General features: G+C 71.2%; 24 protein-coding genes. 15 read left to right on the forward strand and 9 right to left on the reverse strand.

Annotated elements, in window-relative coordinates:
• Positions 1 to 26 precede the first annotated feature (26 nt).
• Positions 27 to 719, reverse strand: coding sequence for a TetR/AcrR family transcriptional regulator (locus J2Z30_RS40980; protein WP_044570733.1), 693 nt, complete (start codon positions 717 to 719; stop codon positions 27 to 29).
• 69 nt (positions 720 to 788) lie between these two features.
• Between J2Z30_RS40980 and J2Z30_RS40985 the strand changes: the two genes are divergently transcribed.
• Complete coding sequence (locus J2Z30_RS40985; protein WP_044570732.1) at positions 789 to 1,679, forward strand: SDR family NAD(P)-dependent oxidoreductase; 891 nt, start codon at positions 789 to 791, stop codon at positions 1,677 to 1,679.
• Positions 1,680 to 2,119: 440 nt separating this feature from the next.
• Here J2Z30_RS40985 and J2Z30_RS40990 read toward each other — a convergent pair whose 3' ends face one another.
• Positions 2,120 to 3,106: a quinone oxidoreductase family protein gene (locus J2Z30_RS40990; RefSeq protein WP_044570730.1), complete on the reverse strand. Its 987-nt coding sequence runs from the start codon at positions 3,104 to 3,106 to the stop codon at positions 2,120 to 2,122.
• A 112-nt stretch (positions 3,107 to 3,218) separates the two neighbouring features.
• On the opposite strand from J2Z30_RS40990, the gene J2Z30_RS40995 reads away from it, so the two are divergent.
• A complete protein-coding gene (locus tag J2Z30_RS40995; RefSeq protein ID WP_107073303.1) occupies positions 3,219 to 3,863 on the forward strand; it encodes a TetR family transcriptional regulator in 645 nt (214 codons plus the stop codon).
• A gap of 73 nt (positions 3,864 to 3,936) precedes the next feature.
• Here J2Z30_RS40995 and J2Z30_RS41000 read toward each other — a convergent pair whose 3' ends face one another.
• Both J2Z30_RS41000 and J2Z30_RS41005 read right to left on the reverse strand, forming a co-directional pair.
• Positions 3,937 to 5,544, reverse strand: coding sequence for an N-acyl-D-amino-acid deacylase family protein (locus J2Z30_RS41000; protein WP_044570728.1), 1,608 nt, complete (start codon positions 5,542 to 5,544; stop codon positions 3,937 to 3,939).
• A 556-nt stretch (positions 5,545 to 6,100) separates the two neighbouring features.
• Positions 6,101 to 7,390: an alanine racemase gene (locus J2Z30_RS41005; RefSeq protein ID WP_044570726.1), complete on the reverse strand. Its 1,290-nt coding sequence runs from the start codon at positions 7,388 to 7,390 to the stop codon at positions 6,101 to 6,103.
• A gap of 145 nt (positions 7,391 to 7,535) precedes the next feature.
• Between J2Z30_RS41005 and J2Z30_RS41010 the strand changes: the two genes are divergently transcribed.
• From J2Z30_RS41010 to J2Z30_RS41025, 4 genes are all read left to right on the forward strand, one after another.
• Entirely contained in the window at positions 7,536 to 8,699 is a 1,164-nt protein-coding gene (locus J2Z30_RS41010) for a sugar kinase (protein WP_044570724.1), read from the forward strand.
• Positions 8,696 to 9,529 (forward strand): IclR family transcriptional regulator, encoded by an 834-nt coding sequence (locus J2Z30_RS41015; protein WP_044570722.1) that lies wholly within the window; start codon positions 8,696 to 8,698, stop codon positions 9,527 to 9,529. The genes J2Z30_RS41010 and J2Z30_RS41015 overlap by 4 nt, the downstream gene beginning before the upstream one ends.
• Positions 9,526 to 9,939 carry a RidA family protein gene (locus tag J2Z30_RS41020; protein ID WP_044570719.1) on the forward strand — a complete coding sequence of 138 codons (414 nt, stop codon included), beginning with the start codon at positions 9,526 to 9,528 and terminating at the stop codon, positions 9,937 to 9,939. The genes J2Z30_RS41015 and J2Z30_RS41020 overlap by 4 nt, the downstream gene beginning before the upstream one ends.
• Before the next feature lie 190 nt (positions 9,940 to 10,129).
• Positions 10,130 to 11,602 (forward strand): GntP family permease, encoded by a 1,473-nt coding sequence (locus J2Z30_RS41025; RefSeq protein ID WP_044570716.1) that lies wholly within the window; start codon positions 10,130 to 10,132, stop codon positions 11,600 to 11,602.
• A 58-nt stretch (positions 11,603 to 11,660) separates the two neighbouring features.
• Here J2Z30_RS41025 and J2Z30_RS41030 read toward each other — a convergent pair whose 3' ends face one another.
• Together J2Z30_RS41030 and J2Z30_RS41035 are read right to left on the reverse strand one after the other, a co-directional pair.
• Complete coding sequence (locus tag J2Z30_RS41030; RefSeq protein WP_044570715.1) at positions 11,661 to 11,888, reverse strand: DUF397 domain-containing protein; 228 nt, start codon at positions 11,886 to 11,888, stop codon at positions 11,661 to 11,663.
• Entirely contained in the window at positions 11,875 to 12,696 is an 822-nt protein-coding gene (locus tag J2Z30_RS41035) for a helix-turn-helix domain-containing protein (RefSeq protein WP_044570713.1), read from the reverse strand. Before J2Z30_RS41035 ends, J2Z30_RS41030 begins: the two co-directional genes overlap by 14 nt.
• A gap of 277 nt (positions 12,697 to 12,973) precedes the next feature.
• Between J2Z30_RS41035 and J2Z30_RS41040 the strand changes: the two genes are divergently transcribed.
• A complete protein-coding gene (locus J2Z30_RS41040) occupies positions 12,974 to 13,324 on the forward strand; it encodes a hypothetical protein (protein ID WP_044570712.1) in 351 nt (116 codons plus the stop codon).
• 159 nt (positions 13,325 to 13,483) lie between these two features.
• Positions 13,484 to 14,209: a DUF4232 domain-containing protein gene (locus J2Z30_RS41045; protein WP_044570709.1), complete on the forward strand. Its 726-nt coding sequence runs from the start codon at positions 13,484 to 13,486 to the stop codon at positions 14,207 to 14,209.
• A 72-nt stretch (positions 14,210 to 14,281) separates the two neighbouring features.
• On the opposite strand, the gene J2Z30_RS41050 is transcribed toward J2Z30_RS41045, so the two are convergent.
• Entirely contained in the window at positions 14,282 to 15,634 is a 1,353-nt protein-coding gene (locus J2Z30_RS41050) for a M14 family metallopeptidase (protein ID WP_044570707.1), read from the reverse strand.
• A 126-nt stretch (positions 15,635 to 15,760) separates the two neighbouring features.
• On the opposite strand from J2Z30_RS41050, the gene J2Z30_RS41055 reads away from it, so the two are divergent.
• Positions 15,761 to 16,639, forward strand: coding sequence for a S1 family peptidase (locus tag J2Z30_RS41055; RefSeq protein WP_044570704.1), 879 nt, complete (start codon positions 15,761 to 15,763; stop codon positions 16,637 to 16,639).
• A 100-nt stretch (positions 16,640 to 16,739) separates the two neighbouring features.
• Here the strand turns inward: J2Z30_RS41055 and J2Z30_RS41060 are convergent, their stop codons facing one another.
• Together J2Z30_RS41060 and J2Z30_RS41065 are read right to left on the reverse strand one after the other, a co-directional pair.
• Entirely contained in the window at positions 16,740 to 17,750 is a 1,011-nt protein-coding gene (locus J2Z30_RS41060; RefSeq protein WP_078956691.1) for a chitinase, read from the reverse strand.
• A gap of 238 nt (positions 17,751 to 17,988) precedes the next feature.
• Positions 17,989 to 19,785, reverse strand: a complete 1,797-nt coding sequence (locus J2Z30_RS41065) for a chitinase (protein ID WP_052701395.1) — start codon at positions 19,783 to 19,785, stop codon at positions 17,989 to 17,991.
• Between the two features lie 281 nt (positions 19,786 to 20,066).
• Between J2Z30_RS41065 and J2Z30_RS41070 the strand changes: the two genes are divergently transcribed.
• From J2Z30_RS41070 to J2Z30_RS41095, 6 genes are read left to right on the forward strand one after another with little or no spacing between them, the layout of a single operon-like run.
• Entirely contained in the window at positions 20,067 to 20,972 is a 906-nt protein-coding gene (locus J2Z30_RS41070; RefSeq protein ID WP_044570700.1) for a hypothetical protein, read from the forward strand.
• A 26-nt stretch (positions 20,973 to 20,998) separates the two neighbouring features.
• Positions 20,999 to 21,703 (forward strand): Flp pilus assembly protein CpaB, encoded by a 705-nt coding sequence (cpaB, locus tag J2Z30_RS41075; RefSeq protein ID WP_044570697.1) that lies wholly within the window; start codon positions 20,999 to 21,001, stop codon positions 21,701 to 21,703.
• A gap of 16 nt (positions 21,704 to 21,719) precedes the next feature.
• The gene (locus tag J2Z30_RS41080; protein ID WP_209469051.1) at positions 21,720 to 23,465 is read left to right on the forward strand and encodes an AAA family ATPase; all 1,746 of its coding nucleotides are present in this window, start codon (positions 21,720 to 21,722) and stop codon (positions 23,463 to 23,465) included.
• 1 nt (position 23,466) lies between these two features.
• A complete protein-coding gene (locus tag J2Z30_RS41085) occupies positions 23,467 to 24,069 on the forward strand; it encodes a TadE/TadG family type IV pilus assembly protein (RefSeq protein ID WP_372453388.1) in 603 nt (200 codons plus the stop codon).
• The gene (locus J2Z30_RS41090; RefSeq protein WP_044570695.1) at positions 24,066 to 25,484 is read left to right on the forward strand and encodes a TadA family conjugal transfer-associated ATPase; all 1,419 of its coding nucleotides are present in this window, start codon (positions 24,066 to 24,068) and stop codon (positions 25,482 to 25,484) included. The genes J2Z30_RS41085 and J2Z30_RS41090 overlap by 4 nt, the downstream gene beginning before the upstream one ends.
• A gap of 8 nt (positions 25,485 to 25,492) precedes the next feature.
• Positions 25,493 to 26,431, forward strand: a complete 939-nt coding sequence (locus J2Z30_RS41095) for a type II secretion system F family protein (protein WP_044570692.1) — start codon at positions 25,493 to 25,495, stop codon at positions 26,429 to 26,431.
• Positions 26,432 to 26,467 lie beyond the last annotated feature (36 nt).

A 26,467-nucleotide genomic window follows, 5' to 3' on the forward strand; every position in this document is an offset into this window, starting at 1 on the left:
GTGCGCGCCGTCCGGGCCAGGTGGCGCTAGACGTCGTTTGAGGCCGTCGTCTTGGACGACCCCGCGTCGAGGCCGAGGCCGGTCAGGAAGGCGGTGAGGACGCGGCACAGGCGGGGTGCCACCTCGACGATCGCGTGGCCGAGGCGGGGGTCGGTCTCGTAGAGCTCGCGTAGGCGCGGGCCGGGGGTGGCCATCTGCCAGAGCGCTCCGGCCAGGCTGGTGGCCGTGGCGATGAGATCGACGGTCTGGAGCTCGGTCAGTCCGAGCAGCCGTCGCAGCTCGTCGCCGATCAGCTCGATCTCCTCGAGCGTCACCAGTTTGAAGTCGCGCACCGAGTCGATCGACACATTGCGTTCGAGGTTCATGGGCGCCTGGCTCAGCAGATCGCAGAAGATCGGCCGGGCCGCCAGCGTGGCGGCGACGACCTCGGCGACCTCCGGGGCCGTGGCGTGCGTCCGGCGTGCCAGCTCGCCGCGCAGCTCGGCGGACCACTGGCGCCAGCCCTCCGCGGTGAGCCTGAGGAAGATCTGCTCCCGTGTCTCGAAGTAGCGGAGCAGGGCCGACTTGTGCATCCCCACGGCCCCGGCGATGTCGGTGAGGGTGACGTCCCGGACCCCGCGCTCGCGGGCGAGGGCACGGGCCGCGTCCAGGATCGCCTCTTCCCGCGCCTGCTTGGCCTGGGCACTGCGCGCACGTTGGAAGGCGGGCGTCGTAGTCATGCCGGACATCATAGGAACCCTTAAGAGAACGGTGTTGCGTAAATAAGAGAACGGTGTTGTACTAACGGTATGAGTTCAAAGGTTATGGGTTCACAGGTCTGGTTCATCACCGGTTCGTCGCGCGGTCTCGGCCGCGCCCTCGTCACCGCCGCCCTCGAGGCCGGTGACCGCGTCGTGGCCACCGCCCGGCGCCCCGAGGCGCTCGCGGAGGCGTATCGGGAGTACGGCGACCGCGTCCACCCCCTCGCGCTGGACGTCACCCGCCCCGAGGCGGCGCACGAGGCCGTCGAGGCGGCGCGCGCCCGCTTCGGGCGCATCGACGTGCTCGTGAACAACGCGGGATACGCCAATGTGTCGCCCATCGAGACCTCGGACGACGAGGACTTCCGCGCCCAGTTCGAGACGAACTTCTGGGGCGTCTACCACGTCACGAAGGCCGCGCTCCCGGTCCTGCGGCAGCAGGGGGCCGGCACCGTCGTGCAGATCTCCTCGATCGGCGGGCGGGTCGGCGGATCACCGGGCATCGCCTCCTACCAGGCGGCCAAGTTCGCGGTGGACGGCTTCAGCCGGGTCCTCGCCGCGGAGACCGCGCCGCTCGGCGTGCGCGTCATGGTCGTCGAACCGAGCGGTTTCGCCACCGACTGGGCCGGTTCCTCCATGACGGTCCACCCGATCCCAGACGCCTATGACTCGACCGTCGGGGAGATGAATCGGCGGGTGCGGCAGAGCACGGACGGGGCGGCCGGGGACCCTCGGCGCGCCGCCGAGATCATCGTGCGGACCGTCCATCGCGGCGAGGTCCCGAGCCATCTCCCGCTGGGCGTGAACGCGGCGACCATGGCGCGGGACTACTCCCAGGGCCAGCTTGCCGAGGTGACCGCCTGGGAGAAGGTCAGCCGCTCGGCGGACTTCCGTGAGCCGTACCCGGCGGACCTCCCGGCCGAGGGTGCGGCCGACTAGGCCCCGTCCGGCGAATCATGGCGCCTGCGGCGGTCTGTTCCCCTCCCCGCCCCTCCCCACAACCGGGGCTCCGCCCCAGACCCCGGGGCCCAGGGCGAAGCCCCTGGTTGCGGGAAGGATGGGCGGCGCCCGGCGGATCCTGACGTCTGCGGCGGGTCGCTCCCCTCCCGCCCCTTCCCGCGGCGTCGATGTGCGGCTCCGCCGCGTGGTGGGATTCCGCCCCGGGGTTCGGGGCTCGGGCTCCGGGCTCCGGGCCCCCGGGGTTTGGGCTCCGGGGTTCGGGGTCCAGGGGCGGAGCCCCTGGTTGTGGGAAGGGGCGGGGAGGGGAAAACACCGATGTGCGGCTCCGCCGCGTGGCCCGCCGGACGCCCTGTGGGGGCTGGGGCCCTCTCGGGGGCTGTGGACCGCACGGGGTTGCGGGCCGCGCGGGGTTGTGGTCGTCACACCGTGAGGACGACGCGGCCGTTGGCCGAGTGGTGCTCCAGGCGGTGGTGTGCGGTGGCGGCGTCCGCCAGGGGGAAGGTCTCGATCTCGACGTCGGCGAGGCCGTCGGTGGCCGCCTGGAGTGCGGCCCTGGCGGCCGGGGCGAAGGTCCTGGGGTGGGCCGGGAGGTAGCCTCCCGCGTTGAACCCGGTGACGGTGAAGTTGCCGTACCAGACGCGGTTGCCGTCGATGCCGCCGTGGTTCCAGTCGCCGCTGGCGTTGCCGACCAGCAGAAGGCGGCCGGAGGGCGCGAGCAGGTCCAGGCTCTGGGTGCGCACGAGACCGCCGACGGGGTCGACGATGACGTCGAACTTCTCGCCGTCGAGGGCCTCCGGCAGCCGCGCGGAGTCGACGACGGTGTCGTACGGCAGCTTGGTGGCGGCCGCCGCTCCCATCCGCTCGGTGCGGACCGTGCCGACCACGCGTGAGGCGCCGAGTTGCCGGGCGATACCGGGGAACGCGGCCGCCAGCGCGCCCAGCGCCCCGTGGACGAGGACGCTTTCGCCCGCGGATATGTGGATGGCGCTGGTGAGCGCGACATGGGCCATGAGGGCGTTGGGGATCACGGCGACGGCGAGGGCGGGGTCGATGGCGTGGCCCTCCGTCGAGACGACATGGGCCTGATCGGCGAGGAACACCGACGCGTACCCTCCCCGCCCGTCGCCGGAGGAGAGCGCCACCACCTTCTCCCCGGGGGCGAATCCGGTCACGCCCTCGCCCAGCGCGCGCACGGTCCCGGCCACCTCGAGGCCGGGGACGTACGGCGGTTGCGGCAGCCCGTCGCGGCCCTTGTACAGCCCTTGCCGGATGTACGCGTCGATCAGGCCGACGGCGGCGTGGGTGACGTCGATCGCGACCTGGCCGGGGCCGGGTGCCGGGTCGGGCAGTTCGGTGAGGGCGAGCACGCCCGGTTCGCCGAACCGGGTGACCTGTACGGCCTTCATGATGGTTCCTCCGTAATTCGGCGCACTCATTTAACGCACCCCATGATGCGTTAAATCGACGCTACCATGCCGGGCCGGGATAACGCATCCCTGTGTGCGTTAAGGTGCTGGGGTGCATCAACGAGCTCGATCGGCCGAGGACAAGGCACGCCGTGCGGACGATCTGCTGAAGGCGGCGGAGGCGCTGGCGCGCGAACTCGGCGGCGTCCGGTACGTCACGCTGGCGGCGGTCACCGAACGGGCCGGACTGCATCGCACCGGCGTACGGCGGTACTACGCGAGCAAGGAGGAACTGCTGCTGGAGCTGGCCGAGCGGGGCTGGGGCCAGTGGCGGGACGCGATCAAGAGCGCGGTGGCGGGCCGCGTCGGCCTCGGGCCCGCGCAGACGGCGGCGGTGGTCAGCGAGACCCTGGTCGCGCTCCCGGTGTTCTGCGACCTCCTGACGCACGTCACGCTGTACCTCGAGGGCGACGTCGACATCGAGCGGGCCCGCCGGTACAAGACCAACTCCTTTGCCGCGCACGATGAGATCGCCGCCACGCTGGATCACGCGAGCACGATGTCGGTCGAGCGGATCGCGGGCCTGCTGGCGGCGGCGATCATGCTGGCGGCCGGTCTCTGGCAGGTCTCCCATCCCACCCCCACCCTTGCGGCGCTGTACGAGCAGGTGCCGCGGTGGGGGCATGTCGCGCTGGATTTCGCCCCGCGGCTGACGAGTCTGCTCGAAGCGTGTGCGGTGGGACTCGGCGAGACGTGATGCCGGAAGCTGTCCAGGCCCGGCCCCGGCCCAGGTCCAACCCCCAGGCCCAGACCCAGGCCCCAGCCCAGGCTCAGGCGCGGCGGATCGCGCGCCCCGCGAGGACGTCCGTCCGCCGTCCGTCCTCGATGACGGAACGGCCGTCGATGAAGACGTGGGGGATGCCGGTCGGCAGGGTGCGCGGGGCCTCCAACGTCGAGCCCGCCGCGACCGTTTCCGGGTCGAAGAGGACGAGGTCCGCGCGGTAGCCCTCGCGGATCCGGCCCCGGTCGGGGAGGCGGAGGCGGGCCGCGGGGCGGGCGGTGAGGTGGGCCACGCACTCCTCCAGGGTGAGGACGCCCAGCTCACGGACGTAGCGGCCCAGGTACTGGGGGAAGGTGCCGTACGCGCGGGGGTGCGGCTTGGCGCCGTTCAGGATGCCGTCGCTGCCGCCGGTGTGGGCGGGGTGTTTCATGATCGCCTGGACGTTCTCCTCGTGCCCGACGTGCTGAAGGATCGTCGGGCCGAGGTGGTCGTCCAGGAGGAGGCGGCGCGCGGTGACCCAGGGGGCCTCGGCTCGCTCGCGGGCACTCGTGGCGACCGTTTTGCCCACGTATTCGGTGAGGGCCGGGTCGTTCACACCGGAGATCTCGATGGTGTCCCAGTTGATCGGCACCCCGTGGCAGCCGTCGGCTCCCTCTTCCTCCACGACGCGCCGGATGCGCTCGGCCTCGGCGTCGTCGCGCAGGCGGGCGAGGGCCGCGTCGGGGCCGCCCTCGGCCGCCCAGCTCGGCAGCATCGCGGCGAGCGTGGTGCAGCCCGGGAGATAGGGATAGGTGTCGAGGGTGATGTCGGCGCCGTCGGCGATCGCGGCGTCGAGGAGGGCGAGCAGCTCGGGGGCGCGGCCCTTGTTGAGGTCGAAGTTCATGGTGGCGTGGGCGAGGTGCAGCGCACAGCTCGCCTCCCGGCTGAGGGTCACCATCTCCTCGTAGGCGCGCAGGGCGCCGGCGCCGTACGAGCGGTGGTGCGGGCAGTAGTAGCCGTCGTACGCGGCCACGACCCGGCACAGCTCGGTGAGTTCGGCGTCGGAGGCGTACATCCCGGGGGTGTAGGTGAGCCCGGAGGACAGGCCGACCGCCCCCTGCTCAAGACCCTCCGCCACCAGCGCCTTCATCCGCTCGACCTCGGCGGGCGTCGCGTCGCGGCCCTCCCAGCCGAGGGCGAGCATGCGGACGGTGCCCTGGGGGATGAGGTACGCGGCGTTGACCGCGATGCCCTGGCCGTCGAAGCCGTGGTCGAGGCGGTCCAGGAACTCGCCGACGGTGCGCCAGGTGAAGTCGATGTCGGAGCCGTCGCCGTTCCAGCCGGTGATGGCGGTACGGATCTGGGCGAGCGTGCGGTCGTCCACGGGCGCGTACGAGAGCCCGTCCTGGCCGATGACCTCCAGGGTCACGCCCTGGGCGGCCTTCGCGGAGTGGTCGGGGTCGCGGAGCAGGGCCAAGTCGCTGTGGGCGTGCATGTCGATGAAGCCGGGGGAGAGGGCGAGGCCGTCGGCCTCCACCATGCGGTGTGCGGTGGGGCGCGCGCCGCTCCCCTCGGGCACGATGGCGGCGATCCGGCCGCCGTCGACGGCCACGTCCGCCCGATACCGGGCTTGCCCGGTGCCGTCGATGACGTCCGCACCGCGAATGACCAGCTCCATGGGGTTGCCCCTCTCTTCCTACCGACCGCGCCTGGGGCGCGCTATCCGTTTCCCCACCCACCCGCCCTTACTTGGTGGGGGACCCTCCGGGTCCCCCACACCCCCGGCAAGCCGGGTGACCCGCGCCCCGCCTTGCCCGCGCCCCGCCCGGCGCCCACTGTCCGGCGCCCTCCGGGCTCCGGCCCGCCCCCAGATGCCCCAGCGGGGGCAGCGGCGGGGCGTCGCCGCCCGGAACGGGCGCGGGTCCCGGGGCGCGTCGCGCACCAGGTGCCTGCGGCACGTGGCGCGCGCCCGGCCCCTGCCCGAGGGAGCCTCTGCCCGAGGGAGCCTCGCCCCGGGGCGCCGCTCTGGGATCCCGGGTCGGGCCCGAGGCGCTGTCCCGGGGCCTGGGACGCGGCCCCGGGCGGGTTGCCGGGCAGGGCGGGCCCCGCCCGGCGGGGTTTCGGGCCTTGCCCGGCCCTGGGGCTCCCGGCCCCCGGCCCTGGGGCTCCCGCCCCCGGGCAGGAGGCCCATCGGGGTCCGGGGCGGAGTCCCGGGGAAAGGGCGGGTGGGTGGGTCAGAAGAAGGTGCGGATGTAGTCGGTGACGGTGCCGTCCGCCTCCGCCACCGGGATCAGTTGCCACTTGTCGAAGCTGGTGCAGGGGTGGGAGAGGCCCAGGGCCACCCAGTCGCCGACTTCCAGGTGCGTGTCGTCCGCGACCGAGACCCAGGCGTGCTGGTCGGAGAGGGCCGTGATGGTGAGGCCCGTGGCGGGGCGGGTGGTGGCGTCCCGGGCGGAGCGGATGAGTTGGGGTTCGGGCATGTCCAGGTCGTAGGCCGCGTCCCGCTTGCCCGCGTTCAGGAAGGCCTGGCCGGGTTCGGGGCGCGAGACGACCTGGGCCCACAGGCGGAAGGCCGGGTGCAGCTCGCCCTCCTCCGGGACGCGGTTGAACGGGGTGATGTGCCGGTAGTGGCCGTCGTCGTGGGAGACGTACGCACCCGAGCGCAGCAGCTTCAGCACCGGGCGCGACAGCGCGGGCAGCTCCGCGAAGACGTCCGCCACCGCGTCGAACCAGGCGCTTCCGCCCGCGCTGACGACGACCTCGTCCACGTCCTCGAAGCGGCCCGCCGCGTCGAAATCCGCCGCCAGTGCCGTGAGGCGGCGCAGCCACGCCCGTACCCGCTCGCCGTCCGGCTTCGGCACCTCGCCCTCGTAACCGGCCACCCCGACCAGCCGCAGGGTCCCGGCGGCCGCGACCGCGTCGGCGACCGCCGCGCACTCCGCCTCCGTACGGACCCCGGTGCGCGCTCCCTCGCCGCCGCCCAGCTCGACCACCACATCGACCGGCCGCCGCGCGCCCGCTTCCCGCAGGGCCGCGTCCATCAGCTCCACGCCGCGCACGGAGTCGACGTAGGCGATGAAGCGGAAGTCGGGGTCGGCGTCGAGTTCGGCCGCGAGCCAGTGCAGGGCGGCGGCGTCGACGACCTCGTTGGCGAGGAAGATCCGCTGGATGCCGAAGGCCCGGTAGATCCGCACCTGGGTGGGGACGGCCGCGGTGATGCCCCAGGCCCCGTGCGCGAGCTGGCGCTCGAAGAGCTGCGGCGCCAGGGAGGTCTTGCCGTGCGGGGCGAAGGCGAGCCCGTGGGCGGCGGAGTAGCGCTCCATCGCCACCAGGTTGTGCTCAAGTGCCTCGGCCGACAGCGCCAGTACGGGCGTGGTGAAGCCACCGGTGAACAGGGAGCGCCGCTCGGCGGCGAGCTCGCCGACCGTAAGGCCCTCGGCATTCGGCGGCAGCCCCTTGAAGCGGTGGTCGACGCGCTCCCGCGCGAGGGCGGCGACGGCCTGGTCGCGGTGGTCGGTGGCCATGGAGCGCCTCCATAACGATTCCGGTTGCAATATCTGCAACGTTCATTGCGCATAACGCTTAGCGCTGTCTAACATCCCGCCCAGCACCGGGTCAACGGTGTGTGGCTGCCCCCCATCCGTCCATCCACGAGGAGCGAGACCAACCGTGTCCCCTCTCCCCAGCGCCGAGGCCGCCGACGGCGTCGCTGTTGTCGTCGACGTCGTATGCCTCGGCGAGTCGATGGTGACCTTCGTGCCGTCCCGTCCGGGCCGGCTGTCGGATGTCCCCTCGTTCGCCCGGGGCATCGGCGGCGCCGAGTCCAATGTCGCCTGTGGCCTGGCCCGCGCCGGGCACAGCGCGCGCTGGATCAGCCGGGTGGGCACGGACGGCTTCGGCGAGCACCTCGTACGGGAGATCGCGGCCACCGGCGTGGACACGGCAGACGTCCAGCGCGATCCGCGCCGCCCCACCGGGATCTACTTCCGTACGGCGGGGGAGCGTGCCGTCGGCTCCGAGACGGTCGACGGGGACGACGGCGGCGGCGCCTCGGAACCGCTCGCCGAGGTGCTCTACTACCGGGCCGGATCCGCCGCCGCGGCCATGTCCCCCGCGCTCATCCCCCGGGAGCGGGCCTGGTCCGGCCGGGTGCTCCATCTGACCGGGATCACCCCCGCCCTCTCCGGCGACTGCCGGGCGCTGATGCGCGAGCTGACCACCCGCGCCCCGGGCCGTCCCCTCGTCTCCTTCGACCTCAACTACCGGGTCTCGCTCTGGCAGAAGGAAGAGGAAGAAGGAGCCGAGGGCGAAACCGGCCCTGCCGTACTGCTCGACCTCGCACGCCGCTGCGACCTCGTCTTCGTCGGCGAGGACGAGGCCGCGGCGGTCTGGGGAGTGCGCGGCCCGGAGGCCATACGGGCCGCGCTGCCCGAGCCGGAGGTGCTGGTCGTCAAGCAGGGCGGCGCCGGGGCCACCGCCTACGCCCGTCGCTCGGGGGAGGACGCCGACGACGTCACCTTCGAACCCGCCCTGCGCGTCGACGTCGTCGCCCCCGTCGGCGCGGGCGACGCCTTCGCCGCCGGTTTCCTCTCCGGCACCCTGCGCGGACTGCCCGTCGCCGAACGGCTGCGCCACGGCCACCTCATGGCCGCCGCCGCCCTCACCGTCCCCGGCGACCTCGGCACCCCGCCCTCCCGTGAGCACGCCGACCACCTGGTGGCACTCGATGCCACGCGGTGGGGCACACTGCGATTCGGCCCCGGCTGGACAGATCTGCCGAGTCCCGCCGAAAAGTGGGCCGAGACCGCAGTGGTGGAGGTACCCGACTCATGAGCCAGACCGTCGACCGAGCGCTGAGCATCCTGCCGCTGCTGGCGGAGGGGCCGGCCAATCTGGAGCAGGTCGCCACGCGGCTGGGCGTGCACAAGTCGACCGCGCTGCGGCTGCTGCGCACCCTCCATGAGCACGGCATGGTCTACCGCCAGCAGGACCAGCGCTACCGCCTCGGCGCCCGTCTCTTCGCGCTCGCGCAGGAGGCGGTCGAGAACCTCGACGTACGCGAGATCGCCCACCCCCATCTGGTGGCGCTCAACGAACGGTGCGGGCACACCGTCCACCTCGCGGTGTACGAGGAGAACGAGGTGCTCTACATCGACAAGGTGGAGAGCCGCTACCCGGTGCGGATGTACTCGCGGATCGGCAAGCCCGTGGCCATCACCGTGGCCGCCGTGGCGAAGCTGCTGCTGGCCGATCTGCCCGAGCCCGAGCGGCGGACGCTGGCCGAGCGGCTCACCTACCCCGCGTACACGCCCCGTTCGACGCCCAACGCCGCCGCGTTCCTCAAGGAGCTGGCGACCGTGCGCGAACAGGGCTGGGCCACCGACTTCGGCGGCCACGAGGAGTCGATCAACTGCGTCGGAGCGCCGATCCGGGGGGCGGACGGACGGGTCGTCGCCGCCTGTTCGGTGTCGGCGCCGAACGTCGTCGTCACCGCCGAAGAACTCCTCTCCCTGCTGCCGCTGGTGCGCCGTACGGCGGAGGAGATCAGCCGGGAATACTCGGGCGGCGCCCCGGTGTCCGCATCGGTGTCCCACGCCTCGCAGAACCCCTCCCAAGTAACAGCCGAAACACCCGAGAAGAGAGCCGAGGAGACCTCCTCATGACCGAGAAGCTCCAGAAGACCGCGATCACCCCGGCCACGCACACCACCCCGCCCGCCAAGTTCTCCCACGGCGTGAAGAAGGGGAACATCCTCCAGGTCGCCGGTCAGGTCGGCTTCGGCCCCGCCGTCCCGGGCCAGGCCCCCACCCCCGTCGGGCCGACCCTGCGCGAGCAGACCCTCCAGACCCTGCGCAATGTGCAGTCCGTGCTGGAGGAGGGCGGCGCGAGCTGGGAGGACGTGGTGATGGTGCGGATCTACCTCACGGACACCGGCCACTTCGCCGAACTCAACGAGATCTACAACGAGTTCTTCGCCGACCTGAAGGAGGCCGCGGCCGCCCGTACGACGGTCTACGTCGGCCTCCCGGCCGGTCTGCTCGTCGAGATCGACGCCCTCGCCGTTCTGGGCTGACCCCCGAACCCCCGCGGCGGGCGGGAGCTTTCCCCGCCCGCCGCGGGTTCCACCCCTGACTCGTCCTCACCGTCCCCGTCGCCGGAAGCTCGAGCCCTGATCACCCGCACCCAGGTTCTTCCCCAGGTTTTCCCAGCGCGCGGCCCCCCGCCGTGCGGCGATATCCCCTACCCACATCCCGGAGTTCCCCATGCTGCTCGCGGCCGCTCCCGCTGCCGAGACCCCACCGCACACCGGTGGTCTGCTCGCCCTCATCCACGGCACCGCCGGTCTGCTGACCGTCGCCGCCCTCGGCATCGCCCTTCTGCTCTACCTGATCATCAAGGTCCGGCTGCAGCCCTTCGTGGCGCTGCTCGGCGTCTCCATCGCGGTCGGTCTGGCCGCCGGTCTCTCGGTCACCGAACTCTTCGGCACGGTCCAGAAGTCCGACGCCGTCTCGCTCATCGAATCCGGTATGGGCGGCATCCTCGGCCACATAGCCATCATCATCGGCCTGGGCACCATGCTCGGCGCGATCCTCGAGGTCTCCGGCGGCGCGGAGGCGCTCAGCGCCCGGCTGCTCGGCATCTTCGGGGAGAAGCGGGCGCCGCTCGCGATGGGGCTCACCGGCCTGATCTTCGGCATACCCGTCTTCTTCGACGTCGGCATCTTCGTCCTCGCGCCGATCGTCTACGCGGCCGCCAAGCGCAGCGGCAAGTCGATCCTGCTCTACGCGATGCCGCTGCTCGCGGGGTTGTCCATGACCCACGCCTTCCTGCCGCCGCACCCCGGCCCGGTGGCCGCGGCCGGACTGCTCCATGTCGACCTGGGCTGGGTCATCCTGATGGGCATCATCGTGGGCATCCCGTCGGTGCTGGCCGCGTGGGGCTACGCCGCCTGGATCGGCAAGCGCATCTTCGTGCCCGTACCGCAGGACATGGTCGAGGCGGCCGAGGAGTCCCGGGAGGCGGTCGCGGCCCAGCAGCGCGCTTCCGGCGCCACCCCGGCCGAGCGGCCGGTCCCGGTGGCCACGGTGCTCGCGATCATCGGCACCCCGCTCGTCCTGATCCTCTGCGCCACGTTCTCCTCCGTCGCGCTTGACCCGAGCACCGGCCGCTCGGTCATCGAGTTCTTCGGCCACCCCTTCGTGGCGCTGACGATCGCCCTGCTCCTCGCCTACTACCTGCTGGGCATCCGGCGCGGCTGGTCCCGCAAGTCCCTGGAGACCGTCTCCACCGCCTCCCTCAAGCCCGTGGGCAACATCCTCCTGGTGGTCGGCGCGGGCGGCGTCTTCGGCGCGGTCCTCAAGGGCAGCGGTGTCGCCCAGGCCCTGGCCGACGCCTTCGACAGCGCGGGCCTGCCGGTCATCGTGCTGGCCTGGCTGATCTCGGTGGTGCTCCGGGTGGCCCAGGGCTCGGCGACGGTCGCGATCGTCACGACGGCGGGCATCGTCACCCCGATGCTCTCCGAAGGCGACTATTCGCAGGCCCATCTGGCGCTGGTCATCATGTCCATCTCGGCGGGCTCGATCTTCGCCTCGCACGTCAACGACGGCGGCTTCTGGATGGTGGCGAAGTACTTCGGCATCACCGAGAGCGACACGCTGAAGTCCTGGACGGTCCTGGAGACGGTGCTGTCGGTGGCCGGTTTCGTGGTGGCGGCCCTGCTGAGCATCGTCATCTAGCGGACGGCGCCCGAATCCGGCGGAAACCGCCGGATTCGGCCGCCGTCGCTTCGACGGGTCAGGTGGTGGGAAACTCCCCGCTCCTGACGGCGGAGACGAACGCCGACCAGGCGGACGACTCGAATACGAGCGCCGGGCCGTGCGGGTCTTTGCTGTCGCGGACGGGGACGTCGGCGCGACCTTGCGCTACTTCGAGGCAGTCGCCGTTGCTGCCTCCGCTGTAGCTGGACTTGAACCACCCTATGAGTGCCGAGGCGTTGGGGATGGTGTGCTTACTGCTGACCATGTTCGTATTCCTCTGCTATGACCCTGATCAGGGCCAGGGACTCCTGGCGCGTCGCCGCCTCGCTGAGAGCAAGAGCGTAGGCTGACTGGCTTGCGCGTACCAGGGACGGATCATCCAACAGGTGTCCGACTCGAAACCCTTCGACGTAAGCGATTGGCGCGGCGTCCTCGAAGGTCATGAGGGTCATCATGCTCTCCATAAGCGCGTGCGCCCCTGCTGCGAAGGGCAGCACGTGCAGCCGTAGTCGGCGCGCCTCCGCCAAGTCGGCGATCCTGCGCAGTTGCTCTGCCATCACCTGCGGGCCACCAACAGGGCGCCGTAGCGCCGCCTCGTCGAGCAGCGTCCACACCACGGGCTTCAACGGATCGTCGAGGATCCGGGCACGGGCCATGCGGTTTACAACGCGTCCGTCAAGGTCAGCCCGATGATTGGGGCTGTACGCCTCAAAGACTGCGCGAGCGTATGCCTCCGTCTGTAGCAGGCCCGGGATGAGGGAGATGCTGTACTGCTGGATCTCCGTGGCATGCGGCTCCAGCTCGGCCACGACCGCGAAGTGGTCGGCGAACTTCGACTCCAAGTCCTCCAGCCACCGGACGAAGAACCCGTCCGTCCCCAGCGCCTGGTCGATCCGCGCCGCGTCGTCGGGCTTCGGTAACCTGCGTCCGGCCTCGAAATGGCTGATCAGCGTAGGCGAGCACACCACGCGTTCGCTCAGCGCTTCCTGCGTCAGGTCAGCGGCTATGCGACGGAGCCTCAGCTCCTCCCCGTACTTCTCCCTGGCGGTGCGTGGCCTTCGGTCCATCTTCATGGGCTGACTCCCCGAGTTGAAAGGTGCGTTGTCAGGCGCGCCCTCCTTCCAGCGTAGCTAGAACGACCTCCACTCTGTGAGGGAAGCGCCACACAGCGTGAAGAAACGCGAGACCCTCGCGACCGGGGTGCACCGGCCCGAGGGCGTGGCCCACCAGCTGATAGGAGCTGATGAACGTGAGCAACCCTAGGGAGCGGTTCCTCGCCTGCGTGAGTGCACTTCTCGCCTTATTGCCGTCCGGCCACAAGGCCGTCCATCGGGCCATGGAGGTGTCCGGATGAGCGCGATGACCGGTACCGGTCTGCGCCTGCTGCCGTGGACGGACCCTGACGGCAAGCCGTGTTATCTGTCGTCGGACGACGGGAACAGCCCGCTGAGTCGACGTGCGGACGCGATCGAGGCCGTACAGATCTCCATGGGAGCGGAACTCCTCCGGCACGCCCGAGCGTTGCTGGACGCCCCCAGGGCAGACACGCGGGAGCTGCGCTACCTCGCGGACCGGCTATGCGAGGCGCTGTGCGACGTGTTGCGGGTCGCCGAGAGCAGGGGCGCCCGACTGCCGTCGTACGGCGAAGGCGACGACCCGGACGTGGGTACGGCACCTGGCAGCGCTGCGGGGGCGTCGTGACCGACACCGAGGCCAACGAGCTGTTCGTCGTGGTCATCTCCTGGTCACAGTCGTGTTAGCCGGGTGTTAGCGGGACGGCGGTGGTTCGGTAGTGGCCCCGGTCAGAGTTGTTGTCGTACCGAGCAGGCCACGACACCGACCTCTCCCGGGGGACCCGAAATGCGCTCCAACACCACTGCCCGTATCGCCCGCCGTCGCAGCATCCGCGTCGCCGCCGCGGTCCTGACCGCGGCCGCCGCCCTGACCCTGACGGCCTGCAACGGCTCGGACGCCGGCGACGAGAAGTCCGCGGGCCAGGCCGACACGGCCCCGGCCGGGTCCGGCGGCTCCTCGGGTTCCTCCGGCGGTGCGCAGGGTTCCGGCGCCAAGGCCAAGGGGGGCTCGGAGGCGGGTGCCTCGCAGGATCAGTCGGGGGGCGGGCAGGACGCCTCTGAAGGCGGCGGCAGGGCGCACGCGGGTGTCGAGCGCTGCCGCACCGAAAACCTGGAAGCCGCCTTCGCCACGGGTGAGGACGCGCTCCCGGTGCCGGAGGACGGCGGGACGACCGCCACCATCGTCCTGATGAACAAGGGCTCCTACTCCTGCAAGCTCGGTGGTTTCCCCGGTGTGGACCTGACCTCGGTGAACGGCGGCGAGCGCTGGTCCCTGGCCCGCTCCTCACAGAAGTGGAGCTCGCTGGAGGTGGAGGCCGGCCAGAGCACCGAGTTCACCCTCAACCTCGCCTTCACCAAGGAAGAAGAGGGCTTCTACCAGCCGGCCTGGGTCGAGATCACCCCGCCCGACGAGACCAAGGCCCTCAAGATCGAGTGGCCCTGGGAGACCGACTCCCTCGTCGACCAGCGCAGCGCCACCCACCCCGGCACCTTCGTCAACCCCATCGGCTGACCAACCCACAGCCGCGCCATCGCGGGCGCTGTCCCGGCGGAACCCTCCGCCGGGACAGCGCCCGCGTCGGGCTCAGGTGCAGTATTGCGCCTCCTTGCCGATGGACCTGTACATGCAGTCCGCGTTCTCCACGAGTTGGAGCACCGCGTCGCGGTTGCGGCTGGTCTCGCGGTCGATGACCTCGTCGGGCGGGTAGAAGCCGCCCGCGCCGGAGTCGGTCGGGTACATCTCGAAGGTGTAGGCGAAGACCTTCTGGGTGCCCCACAGATAGTCGTCGATCGCGCCGTCGGTGATGTACAGCTCGCTCGACTGCTCGGGGGTGTAGCCGTTGCTCGCGGCCATCTTCTTGCCGACCGCGGCGAAGGCGTCGTAGTCGTCCCGCGTCATGCCGGTGGTGGTTTCGTCGTACGTCCAGCCGAACGGCCACAGCACCAGTTCGCTGTAGGTGTGGAAGTCGATCGCGGCCTTGATCTGCTGCTTGCCGCCGACGACGCGGCTGCGGGCGAAGTCGGCGACGACCTTCACCTCGGGGGCGGAGGCGGCGCGGGGACCGCGGTAGGTCTCCGAGCCGGGCGAGCCGGAGGAGCCGCCGCAGCAGCCCCACTTGAAGTCCCAGTTGCGGTTGAGGTCGGTGCCCACGGACGAGGAGCCGGAGTTGGGCTGACGGTTCTTGCGCCAGCTGCGGTAGGAGCCGGTGGCGATGTCGTACTCGCCGCCGTCCGGGTTCACGTCGGGGACGATCCAGATCTCCCGGCCGTTGACGGCATTGGTGATCCGGGAGTCGCTGCCGTAGCCCTCGGTGAACTGCCGCACCAGATAGAGCGCCATCTCCACCGTAAGGTGCTCACGGGCGTGCTGATGGGCGGTGAAGAGGACCTCGGGCTCGCTCTCGTCCGTGGCCACGTTGTCGCTGATCTTGAGGGCGACGATGTCCCGACCCTCGTACGACTTTCCGATGACGCGCTTGCTGAGGATCGACGGATACTTGGCCACCGCCGCGTTGATCTCGGAGTTCGCTTCGGCGTAGTTGTGGTACTTCGCATCGGCCGACGGGAAGTCGAACGGCTTGGCCGCCCTGCCCTCGGCGCGGTCGGGCGGGCCCTGGAGCGCGGTGAGCCGGTAGCCGAGCGCGCGCAGCCGCTTGACCTGCGCCGCGTCGGCGGTGACGACCAGGGAGCGGGCGTCCACCTCGTCGATGGACACCCCGGTGGCGGCGACCGCGGAGCGGTCGGCCTTGGTGGCGGGGCCGGAGACCTCGTACTGCCGCACGCTCTCGTCGGCGCCCTGGGCAGTGGGTGATGCGGTGCGGTCGGTGCCGGGCCGTGGAGCGGGATCGTCGGCCTGAGCTGCCATGGGTGCGGCGAGTGCGAGAGTGAGCAAGGCGGTGAGGGCGGTGGCCCGTCTACCGCTGATGCGACGTCGCATGACATCTCCTGGGGGGTTAAGGGCGAGCGACTGCTGCGCCAGTGTTCGGCCATGCGCATGACATGCGCAAGGGTGGGAAATGGTCGAAGCCGAAGGAATCTCTCATCGAGGGAAGGAACCCCCCGCATGAACAGATCTCTCGTCGGTGCGCTCTCGGCCCTGTTACTGGGCGGCGCGACCCTCGTCGGCGCGGGCGCGGCGCCCGCGACGGCCGCGTCCCCCGCCAAGGCCCCTGCCGAGGCCCCCGCCAAGGTCTCCGCCAAGGCCCCGAAGGCGGTCGACTTCGCGGGTACGGTGGCGCTCAGCAACTGCTCCGGCTCCGTCGTCCGTACACCGGGCTCGGCCGACAGCGACCCCGCGCTCGTCCTCTCCAACGGCCACTGCCTGGAGAGCGGCTTCCCCGGCGCGGGAGAGGTGATCGTCGACCAGCCGTCCAGCCGGAGCTTCACCCTGCTGACCGCCTCGGGCGGCCGGGCCGGCACCGTCCGGGCGAGCAAGGTCGCGTACGCGACGATGACCGACACCGACGTGTCGCTGTACCAGCTCACGTCCACGTACGCCCAGATCCAGTCGTCGTACGGCATCAAAGCGCTGACGCTGTCGGACAGCCACCCGACCCAGGGCTCCGCCATCAATGTGGTCTCCGGCTACTGGAAGACGATCTACTCCTGCAATATCGACGGATTTGCATATCGGCTTAAGGAGGGGGACTGGACCTGGAAGGACTCGGTCCGCTACACCTCCGCCTGTAACACGATCGGCGGAACCTCGGGCTCTCCCGTCGTCGACCCGGCGTCCGGCAAGGTCGTGGCCGTCAACAACACGGGCAACGAGGACGGCGGCCGCTGCACCCTCAACAATCCGTGCGAGGTGGACGAGAACGGCACGGTGACGGTGCGCAAGGGCATCAACTACGCCCAGGAGACCTACTCCATCACCAAGTGCGTGACCACCGGCAACAAGATCGACCTCAACCTGGCGGGCTGTGTGCTGCCCAAGCCCTAGCGAACACCTGTACGCCAGTGCACCCCGCCTGCCATGGGCGGGGCGCACCGGCGTACGACGAACTGTCGTTCGTACTCCGGGGTTCTACGGGCTCCGCGGCCTACAGCCCGTGGACGTGCGGGCCGACCGCCTTCGACCAGGCGTTCCCGCCGGCCGCGTCCCAGTTGGTGGACCAGGTCATCGCGCCGCGGATGCCGGGGTAGGTCTTGGACGGCTTGAAGGAGCCGCAGCCGGAGCCCTTGGCGAGGCAGTCCAGGGCGTCGTTGACGACCCCCGGCTCGACGTAGCCGGAGCCGGCGCCGCTGGTGGAGGCGGGCACGCCGATGCCCACCTGGGACGGGTCGAGGCCGTTCTCGAGCTGGATGCAGGCGAGGGCGGTGAGGAAGTCGACCGAGCCCTGTGAGTAGACCTTGCCGTCACAGCCCAGCATCGAGCCGCTGTTGTAGTACTGCATGTTGACCACCGTCAGGAAGTCCTTGATCCCCAGGGCGGTCTTGAAGTACTCGGTGGACGCCGACTGCATGTCGATGGTCTGCGGCGCCATGGTGACCACGACATCGCTCTTCTTGTCGTGGACGGCCTTGAGGGCCTTGGTCATGTAGGTGGAGTTGACGCCGTTCTCGAGGTCGATGTCGACGCCGTTGAAGCCGTACTTGTCCATCAGGCCGGTGATGGAGGAGGCGAAGGCGTCCGCCGAGGCGTCGTCGCTGACCGAGATGGTGCCCTTCTCGCCGCCGACGGAGATGATCACGGACTTCCCGGCCGCCTGCTTGGCCTTGATGTCGTCCTTGAACTGCTGCTCGTCGCTGTAGCCGGTGGCGGGGTCGAGCTTGAAGTCGACCGCTCCGGGGGAGCCGGTGGCGTCGGCGAAGGCCACCGCGATGATGTCGTAGTCGTCCGGGACGTCCGAGAGCTTCTGCTTCGTCGCGCCGTTGTCGAAGTTCTGCCAGTAGCCGGTGACGGCGTGCTCGGGGACGGCGGCGGCGTGCTGCCCCGCGTCCGGATGGTCCTCGGACGCGTTGGCCGAGCCGGCGGATATGAGCCCTCCTGCGGCGAGGGCGACGACTGCGGCGGCTCCGAGCAGCCGCTTGGTGAACTGTGCGCGTACCACGACAGCCTCCGTACGTGGGGGGATGTGGGGGAGGTGGTGCCAGTGCGCGTTCAGGGGCCCCTGTGGCGTGCGTATAAGGTGGTCCAGACCAATAGCGTTGTCAAGCCCGCGCGATGTCTTCCCTGCACGTGAGGGTGAAAAATGCGGATGAGGGGGCCAAGAGCGGCTGCGCTCCCGGCCCCCTTGACCCCTCCCGCGAGAGGGGCCGCGTCACGCCCCCGAAAGGGGCCGCGTCACGTTAGGGCAGGCCGTGGACCTTGGGGCCCACCCCGTTCGACCACGCGTTGCCGGCCGTCGCGTCCCAGTTGGTGGACCAGGTCATCGCGCCGCGCAGACCCGGGTAGGTCCGGGACGGTTTGAAGGAGCCGCAGTTCGTTCCTCGGGCCAGACAGTCCAGGGCGTTGTTCACGACCGCCGGGGAGACATAGCCGCTGCCCGCGCCCCGCGTCGAGGCGGGCAGGCCCAGGCCGACCTGGGACGGGGAGAGCCCGCCCTCCAACTGGATGCAGGCGAGGGCGGTGAGGAAGTCGACCGAGCCCTGTGAGTAGACCTTGCCGTCACAGCCCAGCATGGAACCGCTGTTGTAGTACTGCATATTGACCACCGTCAGGATGTCCTTGATGTTCAGCGCCGTCTGGAAGTAGGCGTTGGACGTGGACTGCATGTCGATGGTCTGCGGGGCCATGGTGATGACCAGGCCGGACCCGGCCTTCGCCGACAGGGAGCGCAGTGCCTGGGTCATATAGGTGGCGTTGAGGCCGTTCTCCAGGTCGATGTCGACGCCGTTGAAGCCGTACTCGCGCATCAGGGCGTAGACGGAGTTGGCGAAGTTGTTCGCGGAGGTGGAGTCATTGATCGAGACCGTGCCGTTCTGGCCGCCGATGGAGATCACGACGGACTTCCCGGCCGCCTGCTTGGCCTTGATGTCGTCCTTGAACTGCTGCTCGCTGCCATAGCCGACGGCGGGGTCGAGGGTGAAGTCGACCGCTCCGGGGGTGCCGGTGGCGTCCGCGAAGGCCACCGCGATGATGTCGTACTGGTTCTGGACCTCGCGCAGCTTCTGCACGGCCGCGCCGTTGTTGAAGTTCTGCCAGTAGCCGGTGACCGCGTGCTTGGGCACGGCGCCGCCGCCCCCGCCGCCTCCGGCCGAGGTGGTGCCCGTGACGGCGGCCGACCTGGGCGACTCGCCCGCCGCGTTGGTGGCGGTGACCTGGAACTGGTACGAGGTGGACGGCGCCAGTCCGGTCACGGTCGCGGAAGTGCCGCCGACCGACTGCACCCTGGAGCCGTCGCGGTAGACGTTGTAGCCGGTCGCACCGGTCACCGGGGACCAGGACAGATCGACGGATGACGAGGTGACGGCGCCGGCCTTGAGCCCGCTCGGCGCGCCCGGCACCGGATCGCCGGGGTCGCCGCCGGGGCCGGACAGGCTGATGTCGTCGGCGTAGTAGGCGGGCTGGCCGTACCAGCCGTGGGTGTAGACGGTGACCGAGGTGGTGTTGGCGCCGGTGGTGAAGCCGGTGCTGAGCTGCTGCCAGCCGGTCGCGGAGGGCGTCCAGGCCGAGACGTCGGTGGTGCCGGTGCCGCTCGCGCCGAGGTACACATAGCTGCCCTGGACCCAGGCGCTGAGGGTGTACGAGGAGTTGGGCTTGACGGCCACGGTCTGGGCGCAGCGGGCGTTGTCCGAGCCCGCCGGGGTGGCCTTGAGGGCGGCCGAGCCGCTGTGGACGGGGCTCGCGACCGTGGTGCCGCTCCCGGCCGAGCAGGTCCAGCCGCTGAGGCCGGACTCGAAGCCGGGGTTCTGGGCGAGGTTGGCGGCCGCGGCACTTGAGGCGGTGCCCTCGTCGGCGCGCGAGGTGGCGCTTGAGGCGGCGCGCGAGGTGGCGCTTGAGGTGGCGCTCGGGGTGGCGCCCGAGGCGGTGCCTCCGAGGGCGACAAGTGCGGTCGCGCTCAGCGCGGTGGCGGCGAACGCACCGGTCAGCCGGGCGAGGTTGCGTCTGAGTCGGTTGGGGCGGGGGCGTGGGACACGGTCCATGACTGCCTCCGTGGGGGAATCCGTTGGGAAGCCGGTGTGAAGGAGGAGCTTGCGGACGGTGGCCACCGTGTGAACGTAACGTGGTCCAGACCAATGCCCTTGTCAAGGGGATGCGCGCGCTTGAGGATCGGGCCTGGAGTGCGTAACCCAGAGGAACTGTTCTCTCACGCCGTTTTCGTGGATAAAGTGACGACGCACCAGGACAGGGGCAGTAACAGACAGGGGCAGTAACGACCTGCGGCCGCCGCCGCTCGGCGCCGATGTGAGACGGGGTAGCCGACGTGCCCACCGCGATAGCAGTCACCGGCCGTGAGCTGGTGCTTCCGCCGCCCGACGGGCAGACCCCGTCGGCCGTCGTGCTCCGCCCGCCGGACGCACAGTCACTCGACGACGCCCTCGCCGAGGTCGGGACCCTCCTCGACCAGCAGGGCTATCTCGTCGTGCTCTACCCCGCCGCGACCCCCGCGGCCGTGATCCGCAGGCTCCACACCGTGCGCTCCGTCCTGGAGAGCGACCGGATGGCGCTGCTGCCGCTCGAACTGCCGCCGCTGGCCGTCGCCGTATTAGCCCGTCAGCTGCGCCAGCTGTCCATATCCGACTTCAGCCCCGGCGTCCTGGCGTGCGCCGCCCGGCTGCTCTCCCACTACATCCACGCGGGCGCGCTGCTGGGCAGCGTCGCCAAGCTGGACCGGGTCCCGGTCAGCCTCACCTCGCACGTCAAGTCCTGGGTGCCCGGCGCCCACTTCGGGGTGCTCGCCCACCCCGCCCCGCACCTGGTCAAGGTCGGCGGCGCGACCGAGCTGCCCGCCCCCGGGTACGCCACCGCCATGACGATCGCCCGGGGCCAGCTCAGCAGCCACGGTTACGGGGGCGGCGGCGCGGGCCACGACGACTGGGTCACCGGCGCCCTCGCCCCCGCCTGGGGCGTACGCGGCGTGGCGGAGGTGCCGCTGCCCGCCGAGTCGGCGCGCTGGTGGGGCACCCCGAAGCTGATCGAGTTCGCCGCGGCCATCCCGGACCTCTCGGTCCTCTACCAGCTCGTGGCCTCCGTACGGAGAGAGGAGTGCCACTGGTGCGGCTTCGAACTCATCGGTGACCGCTGCGCCTTCTGCTCCTGCCCGGTGGCCCGCGGCGATGAGATCCCCGCACTGCTCACGACCCAACGTCCCGCCCTGACCAGCCGGTAACGTCCCCGAACGAGGTTGTGCGACCCATGAATTCACGCCAGCGCCGCGGAGTCATCCTGCTGCTCCTGTCGGTCCTGTGTGCCGTCGGCGCCTTCGCCGGAGTCCTCTCCGTCGTCAACGACGTGGAGTCGAAGGTCGGCCCGGAGACCACGGCCTACAAGCTCACCTCGGACGTCAAGCCGTACAAGGCGCTGGACGCGGGGGAGTTCGAGAAGGTCTCGATGCCCAAGCGCTATGTGCCCTCGACCGCCGTCACCGATCTCGACGAGCTACGCGGGAAGATCGCGGTGACCCAGCTGACCAAGGGGTCGCTGCTCCAGCGCGACATGATCGTGAGCCGGCCCGCCCTGAAGCCCGGACAGCAGGAGATCGCGATCATGGTCGACGCGGCGACCGGTGTCGCGGGCAAGATCACCCCGGGGGCCAGGGTCAACATCTACGCCACCTTCGAGGGCAGCACCCAGGGCGAGAAGCCGGTCTCCAAGCTGATCGTCGCGGGCGCCGAGGTGCTCGACCTCGGCAAGATCACCGCCCTGGAGCCCGACCAGGACGACAAGCGGCGGATCGACGAGGCCGTGCCGATCACCTTCGCGCTCGACACCAGGAACGCCCAGCGCGTCGCGTACGCCGAGTCGTTCGCCTCGCATGTGCGGCTCGCGCTGGTCGCGCCCGGCGGGGGCCCCTCCATAGACCCCGACGACCGCACCTACACCCTCGACGGCGACAAATGAGTGAGGAGGTGCCGCGGTGACGATCAGAATTCTGCCGGCCGTCGGCGACCCCGACGCCGCCCACTCCCTCAGCGGGCTGCTCGGCCAGCTGCCCGGTGTCGAACCGTCGGCGCCGGTGGGCGATTCGACCCTGCTGCTCGACACCCTCGCCTCGCTGGCCGCCGCCTCCCTGGAGGAGCTGCCGGAGGTCGTCCTCGTCCATGAGCGCATCGGCCCGGCCCCGGCGCTGGAGCTGATCCGCGAGATCGCGCTGCGCTTCCCGGCGGTGGGCGTGGTGCTGGTGACCGCCGACGCGGGGCCCGCGCTGTACTCGGCCGCCATGGACGCCGGGGCCCGCGGCATCGCCGGGATACCGCTGGGGTACGAGGAGCTGACGGCCCGCGTGCAGGGCGCCGCCCAGTGGGCCACGGGCGTGCGGCGCCATCTCGGGGGCGGCGGCGATCCGTATCCCGCCGGGCCCGGCGGCAAACTGGTCGCGGTCGCGGGCGCCAAGGGCGGGGTCGGCACCACCGTGACCGCCGTACAGCTCGCGCTCGCCGCGCGGGCCGCGGGCCGTAAGGTCGCGCTGGTCGACATGGACCTCCAGTCCGGGGACGTCGCCTCATACCTCGACGTCCAGTTCCGGCGCTCGATCGCCGATCTGGCGCAGATCAACGACATCTCGCCGCGAGTGCTCCAGGACGCGGTGTTCACCCACCAGACCGGGCTCGGGCTGCTGCTCGCGCCGGGCGAGGGCGAGCGCGGCGAGGAGGTGACCGACCGCACCGCCCGGCAGGTCATCGGCGCGCTGCGGTCGCGCTTCGAGATCGTGATCGTCGACTGCGGTACGCAGATGACCTCCGCGGGCGCCGCCGCCGTGGAGCTCGCGGACATCGCGCTGCTGGTGACCACCCCGGACGTGGTCGCGGTGCGCGCCGCCAAGCGCATGGTCCGGCTCTGGGACCGGCTCCAGATCCGCAAGGCGGAGGAGACCGTGACCGTGGTCAACCGGCACACCCGCAGCGCGGAGATCCAGCCGCAGCTGGTTCAGCGGGCCACCGGCACGACCGTGGCGCGTACGGCGATCCCGGCCGGTTTCAAGGAGCTGCAACCCGCCGTCGACTCGGGCCGGATGCACGATCTGGACGCCAAGTCGGCCGTCAAACAGGCGCTGTGGGGGCTGGCCGGTGAGCTGGGCCTGGTGGAGGCGGCGCCCCCGGGCGGCGGCCGCCGCGCCGCCCACCGGGGCGGCCACGCGGCCGGGGGCGGCGGCGAGCGCGTGCTGCCGGGGCTGCGGCGGCGCCACGCCATAGAGGCGGGCGGCGACCCGGCGCAGGGCGGCGTGGGCGACGGCACCGACGCGCTGAACGAGATCGCCCCTCCGTCCACCAGGAGCTTCCTGCGCAAGCGGGGCGGCGGTGACCGGGGCCAGGTGACGGTCGAGTTCCTGGGCGTCCTGCCGCTGGCCCTGACCGTGCTCGCGGTCATCTGGCAGCTGGTGCTGGTGGGTTACACGTACTCGCTGGCGGGCAACGCCGCCGACAAGGGCGCCCGCGCGGGCGCCGCCAAGGGCGCGGGCGCCTGCCAGGACGCGGCCGCGAAGGACATCCCCGGCTCCTGGAACGCCGACATCGAGTGCGGCGGCGGCGACGGCACGGTCTACAAGGCCACCGTCAAGCTCCACGTCCCGATCCTCTTCCCGGGCGCCGCCGACTTCCCCTGGACGGTCACGGGCACGGCGGGCGCGGCGGACGAGACCGACCTGGCGGGCGGAGGAGAGTGAGATGACCCGTCACGTCCTCAGCCATGGACGCCCCACGATGGTGCCCGGCCATGGACGCCCCACGACGATGCTCGGCCATGGGCGCCCGACGATGGCGCTCGGCCATGGACGCCCCACGACGGCGCCCAGCCGCCGTAGCCGTCCGGCGGCGGCCACGGCCCCGGGCCGGGTGGGGCGGCGCCGCGGCGCGTCGCGTCGGGGGCGGGGTGACGCCGGGTCGGCGTCCATCGAGTTCCTCGGGTTTCTGCCGGTCCTCATCCTCGTCGCGCTCGCCGCCGTGCAGCTCGGCATCGCCGCGTACGCCGCGCAGCAGGCCGGGACCGCGGCGCGGGCGGCGGCGCGGACGGCGTCGCTGGACGAGCCGCGGACCAGCCCGCAGGCCGCCGGGAAGGCGGCGATCAGCGGGTGGCTGGCCGACGGGGCGAGCATCGGCAGCGGGGGCTGCGGGGGCGGGGAGGCGCAGGCCACCGCGACCGTGGAGATCCCCTCCGTCATCCCCGGCTTCGACTTCGGCAGCGCCGAGAAGAGCGCCACCATGCCCTGCGACGACGGAGACGGCGGTACGGGCGACCTGGCGTCGGCCGCGTTGGGAGGCGAACGATGAGCCTGCGGGCCCGTATCACCGCGCCCGAGGGGCCCGGCGAGGGCAGCGGGCGCCAGGACGGGCAGCTCGTCTCCGCCTACCGCGCCAAGCTGCTGGAGGAGATCGACCTCGCCGAGATGTCCTCGCTCTCCACCGCCGAGCGCCGCTCCCGGCTGGAGCGCGTGCTCGGCCACATCATCAGCCGCGAGGGCCCGGTGCTGTCCACCAGCGAGCGCTCCCAGCTGATCCGCCGGGTGGTGGACGAGGCGCTCGGCCTCGGGGTGCTCGAACCGCTCCTCGAGGACGCCTCCATCACCGAGATCATGGTCAACGGCCCGGACCAGATCTTCGTGGAGCGCGCGGGCCGGGTCGAGCTGGTCCCCGTCCGCTTTGCCTCCGAAGAGCAGCTGATGCAGACCATTGAGCGCATCGTCTCCACGGTCAACCGCCGCGTGGACGAGTCGAATCCGATGGTCGACGCCCGGCTCCCCTCCGGTGAGCGCGTCAACGTGATCATCCCGCCGCTCGCCCTCACCGGTGCCACGCTCACCATCCGCCGCTTCCCCCGCGCCTACACCCTCCATGAGCTGATCGGCATGGGCACGCTGGACGAACAGATGCTGATGCTGCTCGCGGCGCTGGTGCGGGCCAAGTTCAACGTCGTGGTCTCCGGCCCCACCGGATCCGGCAAGACCACGCTGCTCAACGCCCTCTCCGGGCTGATCCCCGATGGGGAGCGCATCATCACCGTCGAGGACGCCGCCGAACTCCAGCTCCAGCAGACCCATGTCATCCGGCTGGAGTCCCGGCCGCCCAACGTCGAGGGCAAGGGCCGGATCACCATCCGCGACCTGGTCCGCAACTCCCTCCGGATGCGCCCCGACCGCATCATCGTCGGCGAGGTGCGCGGCGGTGAGACCCTCGACATGCTCCAGGCCATGTCCACCGGCCACGACGGTTCGCTGGCCACCGTCCACGCCAACAGCGCCGAGGACGCGCTGATGCGGCTCCAGACGCTCGCCTCCATGTCGGACGTGGCGATCCCCTACGAGGCGCTGCGGGACCAGATCAACAGCGCCGTGGACTGCATCGTCCAGCTCGTCCGGCACGCCGACGGCTCGCGGCGGATCAGCGAGATCGCGCTGCTCGACAGCCATGGCCACGAGTCGTACCGCATCGCCACCGTCTGCCGCTTCGACGCCCAGCCGATGGGCGCGGACCGGGTGGTGCACGGGCGGTTCGGCTACTTCCCGCTGCCGGAGCGGGTCGCCGAGCGGCTGCGAATGGCCAGCGAGCCGGTGCCGCCCGCCTTCGGCGTGGCCGCCTTCCCGGCACAGCTGGCCACCCGCGCGGCCGGGTACGACCCGTACGACCGTCCCCCGTTCGGCCGGCCCCCACAGGACCGACCCCCGTTCGACCCCAGGGACCGGAGGTAGCAGGGCCCATGGACCATCTCGCGACGGCCGCCCTCGGCGCGACGCTGGTGTGCGGCGCGCTGGGCGTCGTGGGCGTGCACACCTACGTCCGCGGCAAGGAGCAGCAGCGCGCGCTGATCGACCGGCTGTCGGAGACCGGCCCGCTGCCGGGCACCGCCCGCGCGCGCCGCTTCTCGGGCGTCGACCGGCGGCTGCGCACCACCTCCCTGGGCCGGAAGCTGGAGCTGCGGCTGGCGGCCACCGGGCTGGAGATCACCCCGGGGGAGTTCTTCGTCTACACGGCGGGGGCGGCGGCCGGGCTGTGGCTGATCGCGGCGTCCTTCCTCGCGGCGTTCTTCGGCCCGATAGCGGCGGTGGTGGCCGTGTGGGGGTCCTTCGCGTTCCTCAGCTGGCAGCGCCAGAAGCGGATAGAGCGCTTCATCAACCAACTGCCCGAGCTGTCGCGGATCCTGGCCAACGCCACCCAGGCCGGGCTGGCGCTGCGCACCGCGCTCGGCATGGCGGCGGACGAGATGGAGGCGCCGGCGGGCGAGGAGCTGGCCAAGGTCGCGGCCAAGCTGGCCGTCGGCCACTCGATCGACGACGCGCTGGAGGAGCTGGCCGAGCGGCTGCCGTCCCGGGAGCTGGTGGTGCTGGTCACCACGCTGGTGCTGTCCAACCGCGCGGGCGGGACCGTGGTCAGCTCGCTGCGCAACCTCACCCAGACGCTGGAGGAGCGCAAGGAGACCCGGCGGGAGGTGCGCACCCAGCTCTCGCAGGTGACCGTCACCGCCTATGTCGTACCGCTGCTGGGGATCGGGACGCTGCTGCTGATGAACCGGATCTCGGCCGGTTCACTGGACCGGATGACCTCGTCCTTCTGGGGGCAGGCGGCGGTGGTCGTGGCCTTCTGCCTGTACGGGATCGGCTTCTTCCTCATCCGCCGCATGTCCAAGATCGACGTCTAGGACCGTCCGAGACCGACGTACGAGCGAATCCAGGTA

It is taken from the genome of Streptomyces iranensis (genome assembly GCF_017874715.1).
Lineage (GTDB): Bacteria > Actinomycetota > Actinomycetes > Streptomycetales > Streptomycetaceae > Streptomyces > Streptomyces iranensis.